Below are 18825 nucleotides of genomic sequence, written 5' to 3'. Positions count from 1 at the left end.
CAAGTTAGTATCATTATTCAGGATTGGCCTCAATCATAAAAATATTTTGCGGGCAAAAAGGAAATTGACTTGAAAAACAGTAATGAAGCCCCATATTCCTATTCAATTCTTCATTCAAACATCATTTTAAAATCATGCTTGATTGATCAATTCCAACCCTATTTAAAGCGAATTGTGCTATCATGCACGGTTTTTCACTGCCACAGATTCAACGAAGAGTAAGCAAAGATGAGCGATATGAATTCCCCTACTTCGCAAGTAGCGGCTCTGATTAGCCGAGGCAAAGAGCAAGGTTACCTAACTTACGCTGAGGTTAACGATCATCTCCCGGACTCAATCACGGAAAGCGAACAGATTGAAGACATTATTCAAATGCTTCAAGACGTCGGTATTCCTGTGCATGAACGTGCGCCTGAATCTGATGATGCAATGTTCGAAGACAATGCAGAAGCTGCCGACGAAGTTGCTGAAGAAGAAGCTGCAGCGGTACTTGCCTCTGTAGAAAATGAGCCTGGTCGCACCACAGACCCTGTGCGTATGTATATGCGTGAAATGGGTACGGTTGAGCTGTTAACGCGTGAAGGTGAAATTAGCATTGCGAAACGTATTGAAGAAGGGATTCGCGATGTACTTCACTCTATTGCCTACTGGCCAAACGCAGTGCAAGTGGTACTGCAAGAATATAAAGATTATGAAGCGGGTGAACGCCGCCTTGCCGATATTTTATCGGGTTATTTAGACCCTGAAACCGATGAAGAAATTCCAGAAGTTTTAGAAGACGAAGCCGATTTAGACAAAGAAGAAGACACCAGCGACAAACCAACCAAAGACGTCAAACTTGATGATGACGATGAGGAAGAAGAAGCTGAAACTGAAGAAGAATCTGAAGCAGATTCAGGCCCAGACCCAGAAATTGCCAAAATGCGTTTTGGTGAATTAGAACAAGCCTATCTTGCAAAAATTGCAGCGATTGAAAAACATGGCCGTGAAAGTGCTGAAGCTCAAGAAGCTTTAGAAGCATTGGCTACCGTGTTTATGATGTTCAAATTTACACCGCGTTTGTTTGATATCATTTCTGAAATGATTCGTGGCACACATGAACAAATCCGTACGGCTGAACGTGAAGTGATGCGCTATGCGGTGCGTCGTGGTCGTATGGATCGTACCCAGTTCCGTACTTCATTCCCAGGTCAAGAGTCTAATTTTGCTTGGTTAGATGAACAGATTGCCAAAGCTGCTGCAGATCAAAAAGGCTATTTGGAAAAAGTACGTCCAGATATTTTGGCTTTCCAACAAAAGATTGCCGATATTGAAAAAGAGCTAGGTCTAGATGTAAAAGGCATTAAAGACATTTCTAAACGTATGGCCGTTGGTGAAGCCAAAGCCCGCCGTGCGAAGAAAGAAATGGTTGAAGCCAACTTACGTCTGGTCATTTCGATTGCGAAAAAATACACCAACCGTGGTTTGCAATTCCTTGACTTAATTCAGGAAGGTAACATCGGCTTGATGAAAGCGGTAGACAAGTTTGAATACCGTCGTGGTTATAAGTTCTCGACTTATGCAACTTGGTGGATTCGTCAGGCGATTACCCGTTCAATTGCCGACCAAGCACGTACCATTCGTATTCCAGTACACATGATTGAAACCATTAACAAAATCAACCGTGTATCGCGTCAATTGCTTCAGGAAATGGGCCGTGAGCCAACTCCAGAAGAATTAGGCGAACGCTTGGAAATGGATGAAGTTAAAGTTCGTAAAGTTCTGAAAATTGCCAAAGAGCCGATTTCTATGGAAACGCCAATTGGTGATGATGAAGATTCACATTTGGGTGACTTCATTGAGGACAGCAACATCACCTCACCTGTTGATGCGGCAACCTCTGAAGGCTTAAAAGAAGCGACCCGTGAAGTGCTTGAAAACTTGACTGAACGTGAAGCCAAAGTTCTGAAAATGCGTTTTGGTATTGATATGCCAACCGATCATACTTTGGAAGAAGTTGGGAAGCAGTTTGATGTGACCCGTGAACGTATCCGTCAGATTGAAGCCAAAGCCTTACGTAAACTTCGTCACCCTTCTCGTTCTGAACACTTACGCTCGTTCTTGGAAAATGACTAAGATTGCTGCATAAATGAGCTATTGAAATTTTTAAATTCAGCCTCATTTATTCAACAAGACAAAAAACGCCTGCCCTATGCAGGCGTTTGATATAGAGATAGAGACACACGCTTATGACGTTATTCAACCGTACCCCATCTCGTGAACTACAAGAGCATCTTTGGGTGTTTCCAATGGATTACCCAATTAAACTCATTGGTGACGCGGGTGATGAACTGCGTATTGCTGTGCTTGAAATTTTAGTGAAGCACTTCCCTGAGTTTGATGCACAAAACATCAGCATTACCCCATCACGCACAGGCAAGTATCATTCAATTACAGCACAATTGCGTTTTGAAGAATTGGAACAAGTGCATGCCATTTATGCAGATTTGGCAGCTTGCCCACTGATTAAAACTGCATTGTAATTTTGTAGATTGATTTTCAAATAACACGCTTTCGGGCGTGTTTTTTGTTTCTGCGCTGCCAAAATCTTATTCAATCCACAAATCCCCTACAGCCGCCACATTTTCGTATAATAAAATCAATTTCTTGCTTTTATGGATAGGACTGCATCACTGTGGATACTGCACAACGGCCAAACCTGATTATTCGTCAATATCATGACCTGACTGACTATCAAGCTCGCTTTCAGGAAATGAAAGACTGGACTGAACAACGTGATGCAGACAGCCCTGACCAACTCTGGATTTTGCAACATCCGAATGTACTGACCCAAGGGCAAGCAGGCAAAGCCGAACATATTTTAATGGCGACAGATATTCCTGTGGTACAGACTGATCGTGGTGGTCAAGTCACATGGCATGGCCCAGGCCAATTGGTCGCCTACTTCATGTTTGACCTGAACCGTTTAGGCTGGAATGTCCGTACTTTGGTATCTTATGCTGAAAACTTGATGATTGAGCTGCTTAAAAAATACGGCATTGAAGCCTATGCCAAAGCAGATGCACCAGGGGTATATGTCAATGAACGAAAAATTGGCTCACTCGGTTTTAAAATTCGTAAAGGCCGTAGTTATCACGGTTTAGCCCTCAATATTGATTGTGACTTGACTGGTTTTCAAAGTATCAACCCTTGCGGCTATGCAGGTTTGGAAATGGTACGTGTGATGGATTTAGTCAATGACTATCCACATTTTGAAAACTTCTGCGCAGATATCATTGAAACTTTACAAAACAGCGGTTACTTTAATGACGTTCAAGTCATTCACGTATAAATGGCTTTCTTTTCAATAAGAAATAAAATAGAGTATTTACTCTAAATAATGATTTATAACACAGGGATTCAGCGCGTGATTTCAACTAAATCTGTGAAACCCGCTTTGCAACTGGCCTATGTCAAACTCATGATGGATGTGATTGGCAGAGGTTTAGTCATGGCAAGTCAGGTCGATGAAGAAATTAAACAGGAAGTTGCAAAATTCCCCAGCAACTTTGTGTTGTCTATGAAAGTTTTTCCGAATGGTCCAGCCTTTGTTGCCAAAGTCACTGCAGATCATCAATTAGAACTGTTACAGAATACGGCACAAAAACCCGATTTAACCATTACCTTTAAACACTTAAATCATGCATTTTTAGTGTTTTCATTTCAGGAAAGTACCGCACAGGCCTTTGCGCATGACCGCATGATTGCCGATGGTGATGTGTCTTATGCAATTCGCTTGGTACGTTGCCTGAACAAAATGGAAGCACTGATCTTGCCTAAATTACTGGCAGAACTGGCGGTAAAACAATATCCGACTGAACTCAGCTTAAAAGAAAAACTATCAGGTGCAGCCAATATCTATCTAAAAGTTGCCCAATCTTATTTCAAACGGAGTGCATAACATGGCGAAGCCTTATTACGAATTTTTTTGCCCAGTCAAAGTCATTGCAGGTCATGCAGCGCTTGAACATATTCCGTTTGAATTGGCGACACTCGGTTCGCAGCGCCCAATGATCATTACCGACAAAGGCGTGCGTTCCAACAATTTGCTTGCACCGATTGAAGCGGCTTTTGAATCTACCGATGCCGTGATTGGCTATGTTTTTGATGATGTCCCGCAAGATTCAAGTGTGGCAACAGTGCGTCGTGCGGCACAGTTGTACCGTGAAAATAACTGTGATGCCATTATCGCGGTGGGTGGCGGTTCAGTAATTGACACTTCTAAAGCCACCAATATTTTAGTCAGCGAGGGCGGTGATGACTTATTGCAATATTCAGGTGCGCATAACTTACCACGCCCACTGAAACCTTTTTTTGTGATTCCAACCACATCTGGAACAGGTTCAGAAGTGACTATGGTTGCGGTGGTATCCGACACCGAAAAGAACGTCAAAATGCCATTTGCATCGTATTACTTAATGCCACATGCAGCCATTTTAGACTCACGTATGACGCAAACTTTGCCACCACATTTAACGGCAATGACGGCTATGGATGCCATGACGCACGCCATTGAAGCTTATAGTTGCATGGCAGCCAACCCAATTTCTGATGCTTATGCTACTGCAGCAATTAAAAAAATCAGCAATAACCTGTTCAATGTATTAGACAACCCAAGCGATGAACAAGGCCGTTTGGAATTGGCACAAGCATCTACTATGGCGGGCATTGCATTTTCAAATTCCATGGTTGGTTTAGTGCATTCCCTAGGTCATGCGTTGGGTGCTGTGGCACATTTGCCACATGGACTGTGCATGAATTTATTCTTGCCATACGTGTTGGAATACAACAAAGACGTCAATGCCGATAAAATTGCCGAGCTGCTATTACCGTTGGCAGGCGCAGACGTCTATGCGCAAACCCCTGCACATTTACGTGCCGATAAAACCATTGCGACACTCTTAGCTATTCGTGACCGCTTATATGCACTGACCAAATTGCCACGCACTTTACAAGAAACTGGTAAAGTCAGCGAAGCACAATTAGATGAAGTCGCTGAAAAAGCCCTGAACGATGGTTCGATTATTTACAACCCGAAAGAAGCCAATTTAGAAGAACTCAAAGCTATCTTAAAAAAGGCTTGGTAATTCCTACAAAATAGGCGAACATAGCCGAAAATCTAGCCTGATGTTTTTCTAAACATCGGGCTTTTCATTGGTAGACTGCTGCGTCTGATGTTTTTTCATCAATATGGCGTTTTTTCTGCTAAAAAAGAAAGCAAAGATACTGACAAAGCGCGTCATTATGGAGTAGATTGGCGCGTTTTTACTTTTATGTAGGGGGGATTGTTCGTCTCAAACAATCCTGAACAAACATGACTGATCCTTGATCAACGATTAAGAGGATAACGCCGTTGACAAATATCTCTGGGACTCAATCGGCAGCTAAACTGCAAAAAACGCTAGGACTCTGGCACATTATTATTATTGGTTTAGCCTACATTCAACCGATGACGTTATTCGACACTTTCGGCTTAGTATCGGAAGAAAGTCATTTTCACGTACCCACATCTTATATTTTTGCACTGGTTGCCATTCTTTTAACTTCTTTAAGTTATGGTCACATGATTCGTCGTTATCCTTCTTCTGGGTCGGCGTATACCTATGCACAAAAATCGATTCATCCCAACGTTGGTTTTATGGTGGGTTGGTCATCTTGGCTAGATTATTTACTCTCGCCAATGGTCAACATCATCTTGGCGGTGATTTATCTGGAAGCCTTATTCCCTGATGTGAATCACTGGATTTGGGTGGTGGTACTCACGGCATTTATGACGGGTGTCAACTTGCGTGGCGCGCGTTTTGTCGCCAACTTTAACAGTATGATCGTTTTGGTACAGTTGGTGGTCATTGGCGTATTTACATGGATGATGTACACCAAACTTCAGGCAGGCTTCAATGCCGATGGTCCAATTACTGCCGAGCAACGTTATCAGTTATGGAGCTTAGAACCTTTCTGGAATGAACTTACTTCGGTAGGCGCATTGATTACAGGTGCAACCCTACTCTGCTTCTCATTTACAGGTTTTGACTCACTCAGCTCACTTGCAGAAGAAACCAAAGACACTGAAAAAACCTTACCGAAGGCAATGTTCTTAACTGCGCTAATTGCGGGTGTAATTTTTATTGTCAGCACCTATTTCATGCAGATTTTCTTCCCAAATGAACCGGGCAGCTACTTTAAAAATATTGCAGAAACGCAGCCAGAAATTCTACTCTTGGTAGGCGGCTCGCTGTTCCAGTCTTATGTGCTTGCCTTTGCTATTGTAACGGTAATGGCATCTGGTATTTCGGCTCATGCAGGCGTTTCGCGTTTAATGTACGTGATGGGTCGTGATGGCGTGATCAACAAAAAAATCTTTGGTCATATCAGCCCACGCAGCTATACACCTTCATACAATATTTTAATTGTAGGTGCTGTAGCGTTAACTGCTGGTTTTATGGACTTGGATTTTGTCATTTCATTAATCAGTTTTGGTGCCCTCACCGCATTTAGCTTTGTGAATTTATCGGTGATTTCACGTTACGCGCTACGTGATGGTCGTACCAAAGGCTTTAAAGACCTTCTCAATTTTGTGATCGTACCGTTGTGCGGCTTTATTGCAGTCTTTGCTTTATGGCTCGAAGTCGATGAAACTTCATTGAAGTATGGCTTATGGTGGGCGATGTTTGGGGTTTTATACCTCGGTTATAAAACCAAAGGCTTTAAACACCCTGCTCCGCAGCACAATGAGTTTGATGATCGCTAAGACAAATAGCATCTCAACCTCTTAAGATCAGGCGCTTTATGCGCCTTTTCTTATGCCTCAAATGGGTTTCAGCTTTAAAGCAGCAAAATAGCGAAAATAAAAAAGCTAAGTACAATTTTGTCTCAGCTTTTTATCTATCAATGCATACAATTACGATGAAGATCGCATCAAATTTGAAATGAATTGATGCTCAAATTAGAGCAATGCTTTAAAACCTTGCTGACGCCATGCCTCATACACAATCACAGCCGTTGCATTGGACAAGTTTAAACTACGTGAGTTTTCTGCCATGGGTAAACGAATCCAGTGCTGCTGCGGAAACAACATGCGTACGGCTTCTGGCAAACCGCGTGTTTCAGGCCCCATCAACAAGGCAACAGGTCGGTTTAAATCCGAAGTATGTGGTGTTTCTGTGCCTTTGGTGGTTAATGGATAAATCGCATCTAAACCCACGCCTTTGCTGTCTAAATCAGCCAAGCATTGCTCAAGATTGTCCCAAATCTGCATACGTGCCCATTCGTGATAATCCAAACCTGCACGTTTCAGCTTTTTATCATCCAACTCAAAACCTAATGGCTTAATCAAATGTAATTGCGCACCTGTATTGGCACACAAACGAATGATATTTCCTGTATTGGCTGGAATTTCAGGCTCATATAAAACAACGTGGATCACAAATTTTCTCTACTTTTCACAATCCCTCCCCAGCTCCCTTTAGAAAATGTAGGAACTCCCCTCTTTTTAAAAGAGGGGTTGGGGGAGATTCATTACCATTTCAACTGTTCACGTAAATTGACCACTTCACCAATAATGGTCAAGGTAGGCGCCTGAATGTGGTGCTGTGCGACTTTACTGGCAATATCCGCCAACGTCCCCACCACCACTTTTTGTTCAGGGGTCGTGCCTTTAGAAATTAAGGCGACAGGCATATCCGGCCGTTGTCCATGTGCAATCAGTTTTTCACAAATGCTTTCTAAGCCAACCAAGCCCATATACAGCACCAAAGTCTGGTGTTCATACACCAATTCTGACCACGGTAATTCAGGCGAACCTTCTTTTAAATGCCCAGTAAGGAAACGCACACTTTGCGCATAATCTCGATGAGTCAGTGGAATGCCTGCATAAGCCGAACAGCCCGAGGCTGCGGTGATGCCCGGTACGACCTGAAATGACACACCTGCTTCATACAATTCTTGAATTTCTTCACCGCCACGCCCAAAAATAAACGGATCGCCACCTTTTAAACGGCAAACTCGATTACCTGCTTGTGCATATTTCACCAATAATGCATTGATGCCTTCTTGCGGTACAGCATGGTTAGAACGTGCTTTTCCGACATAGACTTTTTCGGCATCACGGCGACACAATTCTAAAATAGGTGCAGACACCAAACGATCATAAATCACCACATCGGCTTGCTGCATTAAACGCAAGGCTTTTAAGGTCAGTAACTCAGGATCACCTGGCCCTGCACCAACCAAATACACCTCGCCTTTCGGTGTTTGCCATTCCGCTAAAGCCTGTTGGATACTTTGGTTTGCAGCGTCAAGATTGTCGTTGAACACCTGTTCTTTAAGAGGACTGGCATATAGCTCCTCCCAAAAAATACGGCGCTCATCTGGATTTACAATTTTCTGTTTTACTGCGGCACGCCACTGACCTGAAAACTCTGCCAGTTTGCCCATACCATGCGGAATGGTACTTTCCAGTTGTGTACGAATTTGACGTGACAATACAGGCGATGTGCCATTACTCGCGACTGAAATCACCAAAGGCGAACGGTCAATGATGGCAGGCACCATAAAACGGCAATGTGGTGGATCATCAACACTATTGACCAGCACATTTTCGGCTTCGCAAGCTGCAAAAACTTGCTGATTGACCAAATTGTTATCCGTTGCAGCAATCACCAAACGATAGTGACGTAACGCAGTAGATGGACTAAAAACATCCTGTACATACTGCCCCTGACTTTGTTGCACCAATTGCAATAAATTGACATCAATTTCAGGGGCAAGCACATCAACTTTTGCGCCCGCTTTAGCCAGTAACACCGCTTTGCGATAAGCAATATGCCCACCGCCCACAATCAGACAAGGTTGCTGCTGCAACTTTAACGAGATTGGAAAAATATCCACACTAAACCTCAATATTTAAATCTGATTGTAAGCAATTTCATCCTAAGTCGACCTGCACTCAACTTAGTCAATAAACTCTAAACCGCCCATGTACGGACGTAATACTGCAGGAATTTCAATCGAACCATCGGCACGTTGATAGTTTTCCATAACAGCCAATAAAGTACGTCCTACCGCCAAACCTGAACCGTTTAATGTATGCACAAATTCAGTTTTCTTTTGGTCGGCACGGTAGCGTGCTTTCATACGACGCGCTTGGAAATCCCCCATGTTTGAGCATGATGAAATTTCACGGTAAGTGTTTTGACTTGGCACCCAAACTTCTAAGTCATAGGTTTTGGTTGCGCCAAAGCCCATATCGCCACCACATAGAATAATTTTACGGTACGGTAAACTAAGTGCCTGCAAAATACCTTCTGCATGTCCAGTCAATTCTTCTAAAGCCTGCATTGAGGTTTCTGGTTTTACAATCTGCACCATTTCGACTTTATCAAATTGGTGCTGACGAATTAAACCACGAGTATCGCGACCATAAGAACCTGCTTCGCTACGGAAACAAGGGGTATGCGCTGCATATTTTAATGGCAAGCGTTCAGGATCAATGATTTCATCACGCACAAAGTTGGTTACTGGAACTTCGGCAGTTGGAATTAGATAGTATTCTTTTTCACCTTGTAATTTGAACAAATCTTCTTCAAATTTAGGCAGCTGACCTGTACCACGCAATGAATCTGCATTGACCAAATACGGCACATACGCTTCGGTATAACCATTTTGAACAGTATGTGTATCTAACATGAACTGTGTAATTGCACGTTGTAAACGTGCCAATGGCCCTTTTAAAACACTAAAACGAGAACCTGTTAATTTGGTTGCAGTTTCAAATTCCAAACCACCCATTATTTCGCCAAGGTCGGTATGATCTTTAATTTCAAAATCAAACTGGCGTGGTGTGCCCCATTTCAATACTTCTACATTATCAGCTTCGTCTTTACCTTCAGGCACAGACTCATCTGGCAAGTTTGGAATAGACAATGATTTAGCTTCTAACTCATCTTGCAACTCTGCCAAAGCCACTTCAGCGGCTTTGATTTCATCGCCAATAGCAGCCATACGCGCCATAATTTCAGAAGCATCACCACCTGCTTTTTTAATCTGACCGACTTGTTTTGCGCCCGAATTACGCTCTGCCTGTAATGCTTCGGTTTTAGATTGCAATTCTTTACGACGTGCTTCAAGTGCTGCCCACTCTGCCACATCTAATTGCACACCACGTTTTGCCAAGGCTAAATTTACAGCCTCAATATTATTTCTGAGTAATTTCGGGTCAATCATAGCCAATCTTGGAATAAGAAAAAAACTGGCTATAGTGTAAGCGCTTCGGGTTAAAAAATACAGTAACCCGATTCACGGCTGCACCTTATTACAGCAATCTCTGCGTATTTTTGTGCAATTTTATTGGCTAGGATACTGCGGCAAACTTGGCAAATATTCAGACTTTATTAATTTTTCTGTCGCGTAGTAAGGCAGAATCAACTCAGGCATACCTTCTGCATAAGATGCCAATTCATACAACGGGTAGACAAAGACCAAACCATTGGCGCCATAATAAAAATTATCGCTCAGTTTAAACTTTTCACGGGAAATATCATGTTCATCTAGCCAGTTATAATTATGGTTAAATAATTCTTCTGTCATTTTGGCTTCCGTATTGGGCAGCATAATATCTTGCAACGCCAAACGCTTTTTCTGTTTTAAATCAAAAGTCACAAATTCTTGGTGATGAATACCATGTGCTGCACCCGCAGGGTAACTATAGCTTTGCAAACTAAACGTCGCTAAATTGGCATGTTGCCCGATATAACGCACATAGCTCGAACTCTGACTCAGTCGCATAGGATCGGTTTCTTCTACCTTTGGCGTTGCAGTTGATGCCGCAGCTTCAGAAAATGCAATTGGGTCTGCCTTTTGCAAACGCTGCATAAAATATTCATCAATCCACGCCACATTGGTTTTTACTGTCTGAATATCGTAAGCAGTACAGCCTTCTTCATCACAAATTTGCTGTTGTGGCAATTTAAGCGCCACCACTTTAGCTTGAATCACAGGAATCTCGGCTGTGACAGATGCAGGCGCAGCTTGCTCAGTTTCGGTTTTAGAAGTTGCCTCACTCTTTGGCTGACATGCAGTCAACAACAGAACCGAACTTAAAGCGACAGCACCCAAAAACACCTGTGATTTTAAATATTGCATTAAATTCCCCTTCTACCACGATTCATAAAGTCCAATGATTAGAAATGCAAACCTGCACAAATCTTGCGATAAAATTGCTTCAATTGAATTAGTCAAGACTATAGATAACTCTCGCTGTTCAATCCTAGAGCAGTTGTGTAACGGAATAATCGGGGGATAAAGTTGCTTAAAATTAATGCTCATATTTTTGTATGATTATTTTTATTTTTTCATTATAAATCAAAATATTGATAACACATCATTAGTGCAAAATGATGATCTGTGATGACTCAGTCTATATCCTGCATATTGCAAAATGTGAATTATCCCAAGATTTATCCACAGAAATTGTGGATTTCTCGGGAAGAATATTCAAATAAATTTCCGCTATGCTGAAGCTGAAAACCTTCTCCCTGTGGGCATAGGTATCTACACAATTTCCATGTTTTGCGTTAAATTGAAGAGCATGCTCTTCAATTTTAACATCTCTCGCTTAGATCAGCGCCTTGTCAAACGTTACAACAACCTTGTTCAGTTCAATATGAATCCTCTTGCTTCACTTGCCCCTGCAATCAAAGATATTGCCTCTGCTCAAAAAAATAGTTTCGCAACGACGCAAGCTGTATGGCGGTTTTTAAATAATGATAAAATTTCATTTAAACAATTAAATGAACCTATTCAACAGCTTGCTTGTGATCAGATTAAGACATCGCTGCATCGCTATGCTTTAGTTATTCATGATTGGTCACAAATCCAATATGTGACACATCGTAATAAAACTCAAAAACTCCAAAGGACACATCAGTACGACTCAGGCTATGAATTACAAACGAGCTTACTTGTTGATGCTGCTTCTGGACTTCCTGTTGCTCCATTAGCTCAAACCCTTTCTAGTGCTTCAGGTTGCTATTCGACATTTAATGAGCAACAGACCGAACGTAAAACTCATTTAGACTCCCTTTCTGAACAAATACAAAAAGTTGAACAGTTTCCTCTTGAGAAAACCTGCGTACATATTATTGATCGTGAAGGAGATTCCATTGCTCATCTCAGGGAATTAAGCAGTCATGGTTTTCAATGGCTTATTCGAGCAAAGGAAGGCAATCGGATTGAGCATCAGGGTGAAATATGTAAAGTTGGAGAAGTTGCTGAACGTATCGAAATACAGCAAGTGAAACCCATTTCTTACAAGGGTAATCAACATATGCTTTATGTTGGAGAAACCAATGTTCGGCTTACCCGTGCTGCAAAATCAAATAAAAAAGATTCTTTAGGTCAAAGAGTTGCTCCTCAGAAAAGTGCTGCAATTGAGGCTAGACTGATTATTGCGGTGGTTAAAGATATTAATGATAAGACAGTTGCAAGATGGTCATTGATCAGCAATGTATCAACCGAGATTACCGCAGTGGAATTGACAACTTGGTATTACTGGCGTTGGTCAATCGAATGTTATTTCAAACTTCTCAAGCAAGCAGGTCATGATATTGAGTCATGGCTTCAGACTACCCCAGAAGCGATTTTAAGGCGTTTGCTGATCAGTTGTATGGCTTGTGTGTTGACGTGGAGAGTGCAGCGTTGTACAGATGAGCAAAATCAGAAAGTCCGTGCATTTTTGACTAGGCTTTCAGGTAGACAGCAGAAAAGAGGCAAGATAGAGAGTGCGCCTGCCATATTGGCAGGACTCTCGATTTTACTAAATACTCTTCAACTGCTCTCAGAATATTCAATAGATGAACTGAATGAAATCGCAACCATTGCACTAGGTACCTAAAGATGTGTAGATACCTATGCCCACAGGGAGAAGGCTAGGATAAGGAATAACAAATTATGCTTTTAAAAGAATGTATGAAAACATTCAATTATTGATCAATAATGTCCGTGCCTTTTGGTGGAGTAAAATTAAAAGTTGAGGCTGGTATCGCCGCATTGACTTTTACATTATTAAAGCGCACATGCGTGGTTTGTCCCAATGAGTCCTGTAAAATCATTAAGGTTGGCGCGTTACGCGCACCAAAACTAATGGTTAAACTCTGAAATACGCCATCATCACTTTTTGGGTATAAGGTGTAATAAGTCTTTGACTTATTCGGCTGGGTCACACGATACGACTGCATGATTTGATTGGTATTGCCCGAAAGCAACAACGCAGGCGTATTTGCCACTTGATCATCTAGGCTTTGGCGTACAGCTTGTTGTAAGTCTGGGTCATAAATCCATACGGTTTTACCCGTAGTCACAATTGTTTGTTTGGCTGGACTGGTGGTTTCCCAAAAGAATTTACCCGGACGCTCAACTTTCATAACCCCTTTAAAATTCTGGTTCATGTGCTGTGCCGATAAACCACGGTTTGGCAAAGCCTTGCCATTGTTGCTAACTTTTGTGGTTTGCTCAAAATTGGCGGTAAAACTTTTAATACCATTCAATTGTTTAACAAGGTTTGCTGTCGCTTGTTGCTCCGATGCTGCCACTGGCGCAGCAAACACTGTAGTACTCATGATTGGCGCTAAAGTGGTTGCACCCAATGCCACAGCACACATCGTTTTACGAAGCATATTCATAGATTCACCTTTTTATATTTGCTCAATCGCAATGTTTTGGATGTCCCATCTTAAACCAATTTCTGGCGCTAATATGATAGAAAATAAGAAGTTTTGTATGCTTATTAATATAAAATGTAGAAATTTATCCATCATGATGAAGAACTAAAAGTTATCCTTTGACCCTAATTTTCCATCATACAAGCATAAAAAAACCCACAATCACTTGTGGGTTTTTTCACTATTTCAGCTTACGCTTCAACAGATACGTAGCGACGGCCAAATTGACCTTTCACTTCGAATTTTACTACGCCGTCAGCAGTAGCAAATAAAGTATGGTCACGGCCCATACCTACGTTTGCACCAGCGTGGAATTCTGTACCACGTTGACGAACGATGATGTTACCAGCAGTTACAGTTTGACCACCGTAAACTTTAACACCTAACATCTTAGGATTCGAATCACGACCGTTCTTAGTCGATCCACCGGCTTTTTTAGTTGCCATGTCTATTTACTCCTAGTGATTAGCCTGCAATACCAGTAATTTTCAACTCGGTAAACCATTGACGGTGACCTTGTTGCTTACGGTAGTGTTTACGACGACGCATTTTAACAATACGGATTTTGTCGTGACGACCATGACCAACCACTTCTGCAGTTACTTTAGCGCCAGCAACAACTGGAGCACCGATTTGAACGTTGTCACCGTTTACAACCATTAATACGTCATCAAACGTAATAGTTGCGCCAGTTTCAGCTTTCAATAATTCAACTTTAAGGGTTTCACCCTCAACAACACGGTGCTGTTTACCACCGCTTTGGATTACTGCGTACATAATGTACTCCAAACATGCCCGTGTCGTCGTGCCGATAAAGGGATATATCGATCTTAAAACGAACGCCACTGGGGGTTATTCAAGGGCAAAGATTTTAAGCGATATTCGCACAAACAACAAGCCATTTACGGCAATTATTGCACAACAAGGTTGATTATTTAATACCCAGCCGCGTAAATGACTTTCTGCAGCCTCATCCATATTCAATGGATCAATCAATACAGACAGATTGTGTTGGCGTAAACTGCTGTGCTTGTTAAAATCATGCCCAACTTGAGCAAATAACTGAATTTACCCACAAAGTTATTGACTTCGTTTTCTAGTAGAATTAACAATTACAGCATTTGGCAGGTGCCTAACTATTGCATTCATTGCGTTATTTTCGCAGACTTAAGCAGTTTTCTTGGCTGTAACATAAGTTACAACTGATTCAACTAAGTTGTCATTCATTATTATTGAGGTTTCTCTTCACATGACCATCGACTTTAAGCAAGACATTCTCGCCCCTGTTGCTTCTGATTTTGCCGCGATGGATACATTTATTAATGAAGGGATTACCTCTAAAGTCGCGTTAGTGATGGCGGTTAGTAAGCATGTGGTCGAAGCTGGCGGTAAGCGCATGCGTCCAATTATGTGCTTACTTGCTGCCAAAGCTTGTGGTGAAGAAGATTTAGAGCGTCAACGTAAACTGGCTGCAATTATTGAAATGCTGCATACCGCAACTTTGGTGCATGATGATGTGGTGGATGAGTCTGGTTTACGTCGTGGTCGACCTACTGCTAACGCCACTTGGAATAACCAAACAGCGGTTTTAGTCGGTGACTTTTTAATCTCCCGCGCCTTTGACTTATTGGTCGATTTAAACGATTTGGTATTGCTAAAAGACTTTTCTACAGGGACTTGTGAAATTGCCGAAGGTGAAGTTTTACAATTACAGGCACAGCATCAACCTGACACTACAGAACAAATTTATTTAGACATTATTCACGGCAAAACTTCACGTTTATTTGAACTTGCCACTGAAGGTGCAGCAATTTTAACAGGCACGCCACAGTACCGTGAGCCGTTGCGTTTATTTGCAGGACACTTTGGCAATGCCTTCCAAATTATTGATGATATTTTAGATTACACATCAGACGCTGAAACATTAGGTAAAAATATTGGCGATGATTTAATGGAAGGCAAACCAACTTTGCCTTTAATCTCTGCATTAAGAAATACCACTGGCGAACAACATCAAATTATTCGTCGCAGTATTGCGACAGGTGGTACTTCTGACCTCGATCAGGTTATTGCCATTGTGCAGTCCTCTGGCGCTCTCGATTATTGCCGCCAACGTGCCACAGAAGAAACAGAAGCCGCTATTGCCGCTTTAGAAGCACTGCCAGACTCGGAGTATCGTCAGGCCTTAAAGAATTTAGCCTTATTGGCTTTACATCGCATTCAATAATTTAAGCAGCTTATGCATATAAAACTCAACGATTTATTTAGAAAAATGCAAGAACAGCTGGATACACCAAAAGCTGTTCTGGATGAAAATCTGCTGATTGAACTGGTCAATCGTATCCGTCCAAGTGACACTCAAGATTTAGAAGAAACTCATCAAAAGTTTCAAGCTTTCTTACAAGCCTTGCTGCTGACACCCGATGCCAGCTCAACCTTGCAACATTTTGTTTTACGTCTAATCAATCAATACAAACAAACCAGTTTATATGCCGACACGGGAATTTTATCGCTCGATGGTTTTTGGAATCAGTTGTTTCAGCGTTTGGGCGCGCACTTTTTACCGCTGATTAATGATGAAAGCCAACTGCAAGATTTAGTCCGTCGAGTTTTTCCACTACGTAGTGATAAATACTGGCTCGACAATATTGAAGATACCGAATGGCAGCAATTATTTACTTTACTGAATCGCGGACATGGCGGACAAACACAAAAATGCCTGATTCGCAGTGAAATTATTAAAGCTCTAACAGTGCTGTCATATCGGGTCAGCGGCATTGGTTTATATCCTGAATTTATTAGTGCCTATCCTGAACTAAGTGAATATGATTCACCTTTTTTGGCACAAAACCGCGAAATCAACGAGTTTATTCAGCTTTATAAAGTTGCCGATCAACAACACGATCAAATCAGTGCCATTCAACCACCCGATGCCTCTCAAGCTTTGGTGATGATTGACCAATGTCATGATGTCAGCAGTAAAATTCGTCGTGCCACCAAACGAACTGGCGTCAGCATCAGTCTGACCTACTTATTGTCTTTACTTGAACAATGTTTAGAGCGGATTGAACTGTTGCTGAATTTAATCGTGGCGCAAGACAAAGTCCGTTATGTTTCGGCAGGACAATTACTGGTAGATGTAACTGCGGCATTGTATAGCGAACGCAGTGTACGCTCCTTGCTTGCAGAAAACAGTGAGTTAATTGCCTTACAAGTCACTGAAAATGCCAGTAAAACGGGTGAGCATTATGTAAGTACCGACAAAGACGGCTTTTGGGGCATGTATAAAGCTGCGGCAGGTGCAGGTGTTTTAATTGCCACGATGGCGACTTTAAAAACCCTCGCCTCGCGTTTAGTGCTCGCTCCGATGATGCAGGCCATCATCAACAGCATGATTTATTCATTTGGTTTTATGCTGATTCATGTCTTGCACTTTACTGTTGCCACCAAACAACCCGCAATGACTGCTGCAGCATTGGCTTCTACGGTACAGCATCGTAAAGGCTCTAAAATGGCACAAATTGCCGAACTTGCTGCCTTAATTATTAATATTATCCGCACGCAGTTCGTCGCCATTTTGGGCAATATCTCGATTGCCATTCCAGTCGCAGCCTTAATTGCTTTTAGTTGGGATGCCATGTTGCATGAACCGTTGATGTCACATGCCAAAGCATCGAATATGCTGCACGACTTGAATCCGTTTACGTCACTTGCCATTCCGCATGCCGCCATTGCAGGGGTATTTTTATTTCTGTCTGGTTTGATTGCAGGTTATTTCGATAACATGGCGGTGTATCGTAAAGTCGGGCCGCGCTTAAAAGCTCATCTGCATTTAAAGAAGTTACTCGGACAAGAACGTCTCAATATATTTGCCAATTATATAGAACGAAACTTAGGGGCTTTGGCAGGTAATTTCCTGTTCGGGATTATGCTCGGCAGTACCGCTACGCTGGGTTATATTTTGGGTTTACCGATTGATATTCGCCACATTGCCTTCGCTTCTGCCAACTTTATTCAGGGTTTAATGAATATTAATGGCTCACCTGAAATTGGCCTGATTATTGTGTCCTTTTTAGGCGTACTGCTAATTGGTTTAACCAACTTATTTGTCAGCTTTACTTTAACCATTATTGTGGCATTGCGTGCGCGTCGGGTACGTTTTGAACAGTGGAAACCTTTGGCAAAATTGGTGCTGACTCACTTCTTAACCCGTCCAAGTGATTTCTTTTGGCCACCGAAACAACCAATTACAGTGGATGACGATTCATCCTCAAATACTGAACGAAATGCTAAAATTTAGTGCACATTTACATTGCGCACAAAGTAACAAAAAAAGAAATTCTTCTCATTTACATTGGCTTGAAATAAAGTGTACTGACTAGTACACTTTATTCCATTCATCAACCGTGCTCAAATCGGTTAAACTTACAGGGATTTTTAGCATGCCTAAAATACTGCTTTATCTCGGTAGTTTACTATTTATAATCAGTGTGTTAGTGCTAAACATTCCAAGTTGGCAACAATTTGATGTTGCCAGTGTGGAGTTTTTAAGTACCCAGCGCACCGCACATTTGAATCAATTGGCAATCACACTTTCTGTATTCGGTGGCGTGCCATTTGTATTATTTTTAACCTGCCTATGGTGTTTCTATTTGGCATGGTATAAAAAATACACAAAAATTGTTTTTATCAGTGTAGGACTGGTCGTAAGTATTGCGCTTTCATGGCTGCTCAAATACCTATTCGCGCGACCTCGCCCGCCTGAAGCATTGCATTTGGTGGAAACTTTTGGCGCATCATTTCCAAGCGCTCATAGTTTTTATGCTGCAACTTTAGGTTGTTTGGTGATTTACCTGAGTTTGCAACATCCAGCGCATAAAATTTTGTCTGTGTGCGCGTGGTTATGGATGTTGCTGATGGGCATTTCCCGTGTGTATCTGGGAGTGCACTATCCTTCAGATGTCCTCTCCGGTTGGAGCATAAGTTTTATTTGGATCACATTGTGGTATCTGTTTTGCGCTCAATATCTGCAAGACAAACCAATATATAAGTTTAGATAAAAATCTAATAG

General features: G+C 41.9%; 17 protein-coding genes. 10 read left to right on the top strand and 7 right to left on the bottom strand.

Annotated elements, in window-relative coordinates:
• The first annotated feature begins 228 nt into the window (after positions 1-228).
• The 6 genes from rpoD to VF675_RS10495 all read left to right on the top strand — a co-directional run bounded on the left by rpoD (position 229) and on the right by VF675_RS10495 (position 6787).
• Positions 229-2115, top strand: coding sequence for an RNA polymerase sigma factor RpoD (gene rpoD / locus VF675_RS10520; RefSeq protein ID WP_194558884.1), 1887 nt, complete (start codon positions 229-231; stop codon positions 2113-2115).
• A gap of 113 nt (positions 2116-2228) precedes the next feature.
• Positions 2229-2522, top strand: a complete 294-nt coding sequence (locus tag VF675_RS10515) for a YbeD family protein (RefSeq protein ID WP_440205194.1) — start codon at positions 2229-2231, stop codon at positions 2520-2522.
• A gap of 152 nt (positions 2523-2674) precedes the next feature.
• Positions 2675-3331: a lipoyl(octanoyl) transferase LipB gene (lipB, locus tag VF675_RS10510; RefSeq protein WP_004972253.1), complete on the top strand. Its 657-nt coding sequence runs from the start codon at positions 2675-2677 to the stop codon at positions 3329-3331.
• A 75-nt stretch (positions 3332-3406) separates the two neighbouring features.
• The gene (locus VF675_RS10505; protein WP_026438100.1) at positions 3407-3940 is read left to right on the top strand and encodes a hypothetical protein; all 534 of its coding nucleotides are present in this window, start codon (positions 3407-3409) and stop codon (positions 3938-3940) included.
• 1 nt (position 3941) lies between these two features.
• Positions 3942-5126 (top strand): iron-containing alcohol dehydrogenase, encoded by a 1185-nt coding sequence (locus VF675_RS10500; RefSeq protein WP_096901030.1) that lies wholly within the window; start codon positions 3942-3944, stop codon positions 5124-5126.
• Between the two features lie 266 nt (positions 5127-5392).
• On the top strand, positions 5393-6787 hold the full coding sequence (locus VF675_RS10495) for an APC family permease (RefSeq protein ID WP_178866175.1): 1395 nt from the start codon (positions 5393-5395) through the stop codon (positions 6785-6787).
• A gap of 195 nt (positions 6788-6982) precedes the next feature.
• Here VF675_RS10495 and VF675_RS10490 read toward each other — a convergent pair whose 3' ends face one another.
• The 4 genes from VF675_RS10490 to VF675_RS10475 form a co-directional block, all read right to left on the bottom strand.
• The gene (locus VF675_RS10490) at positions 6983-7462 is read right to left on the bottom strand and encodes a tRNA (cytidine(34)-2'-O)-methyltransferase (protein WP_004972260.1); all 480 of its coding nucleotides are present in this window, start codon (positions 7460-7462) and stop codon (positions 6983-6985) included.
• Between the two features lie 92 nt (positions 7463-7554).
• On the bottom strand, positions 7555-8925 hold the full coding sequence (cysG, locus tag VF675_RS10485; protein WP_440205193.1) for a siroheme synthase CysG: 1371 nt from the start codon (positions 8923-8925) through the stop codon (positions 7555-7557).
• A gap of 63 nt (positions 8926-8988) precedes the next feature.
• Complete coding sequence (serS, locus tag VF675_RS10480) at positions 8989-10260, bottom strand: serine--tRNA ligase (protein ID WP_440205192.1); 1272 nt, start codon at positions 10258-10260, stop codon at positions 8989-8991.
• A 120-nt stretch (positions 10261-10380) separates the two neighbouring features.
• Complete coding sequence (locus VF675_RS10475) at positions 10381-11178, bottom strand: RsiV family protein (protein WP_131260689.1); 798 nt, start codon at positions 11176-11178, stop codon at positions 10381-10383.
• A 520-nt stretch (positions 11179-11698) separates the two neighbouring features.
• Between VF675_RS10475 and VF675_RS10470 the strand changes: the two genes are divergently transcribed.
• Entirely contained in the window at positions 11699-12928 is a 1230-nt protein-coding gene (locus tag VF675_RS10470) for a transposase (RefSeq protein ID WP_440205191.1), read from the top strand.
• An 88-nt stretch (positions 12929-13016) separates the two neighbouring features.
• Here the strand turns inward: VF675_RS10470 and lolA are convergent, their stop codons facing one another.
• The 3 genes from lolA to rplU all read right to left on the bottom strand — a co-directional run bounded on the left by lolA (position 13017) and on the right by rplU (position 14531).
• A complete protein-coding gene (gene lolA, locus VF675_RS10465) occupies positions 13017-13715 on the bottom strand; it encodes an outer membrane lipoprotein chaperone LolA (protein ID WP_096902723.1) in 699 nt (232 codons plus the stop codon).
• 230 nt (positions 13716-13945) lie between these two features.
• On the bottom strand, positions 13946-14200 hold the full coding sequence (gene rpmA / locus VF675_RS10460) for a 50S ribosomal protein L27 (protein ID WP_004760935.1): 255 nt from the start codon (positions 14198-14200) through the stop codon (positions 13946-13948).
• Positions 14201-14219: 19 nt separating this feature from the next.
• A complete protein-coding gene (rplU, locus tag VF675_RS10455; protein ID WP_004972275.1) occupies positions 14220-14531 on the bottom strand; it encodes a 50S ribosomal protein L21 in 312 nt (103 codons plus the stop codon).
• Positions 14532-15003: 472 nt separating this feature from the next.
• Between rplU and sdsA the strand changes: the two genes are divergently transcribed.
• From sdsA to VF675_RS10440, 3 genes are all read left to right on the top strand, one after another.
• Complete coding sequence (gene sdsA, locus VF675_RS10450; RefSeq protein ID WP_440205190.1) at positions 15004-15981, top strand: All-trans-nonaprenyl-diphosphate synthase; 978 nt, start codon at positions 15004-15006, stop codon at positions 15979-15981.
• Positions 15982-15993: 12 nt separating this feature from the next.
• Positions 15994-18054: a site-specific recombinase gene (locus tag VF675_RS10445; RefSeq protein WP_225530989.1), complete on the top strand. Its 2061-nt coding sequence runs from the start codon at positions 15994-15996 to the stop codon at positions 18052-18054.
• A 142-nt stretch (positions 18055-18196) separates the two neighbouring features.
• Positions 18197-18814, top strand: a complete 618-nt coding sequence (locus VF675_RS10440) for a phosphatase PAP2 family protein (RefSeq protein WP_440205189.1) — start codon at positions 18197-18199, stop codon at positions 18812-18814.
• Positions 18815-18825: the final 11 nt, after the last annotated feature.

This window comes from Acinetobacter sp. Lyrl_1, from assembly GCF_051948795.1.
Classification (GTDB): Bacteria; Pseudomonadota; Gammaproteobacteria; order Pseudomonadales; family Moraxellaceae; genus Acinetobacter; species Acinetobacter towneri.
Note: the sequence above shows the minus strand (reverse complement) of the source record. Positions and strands in the feature narration are given on the sequence as shown.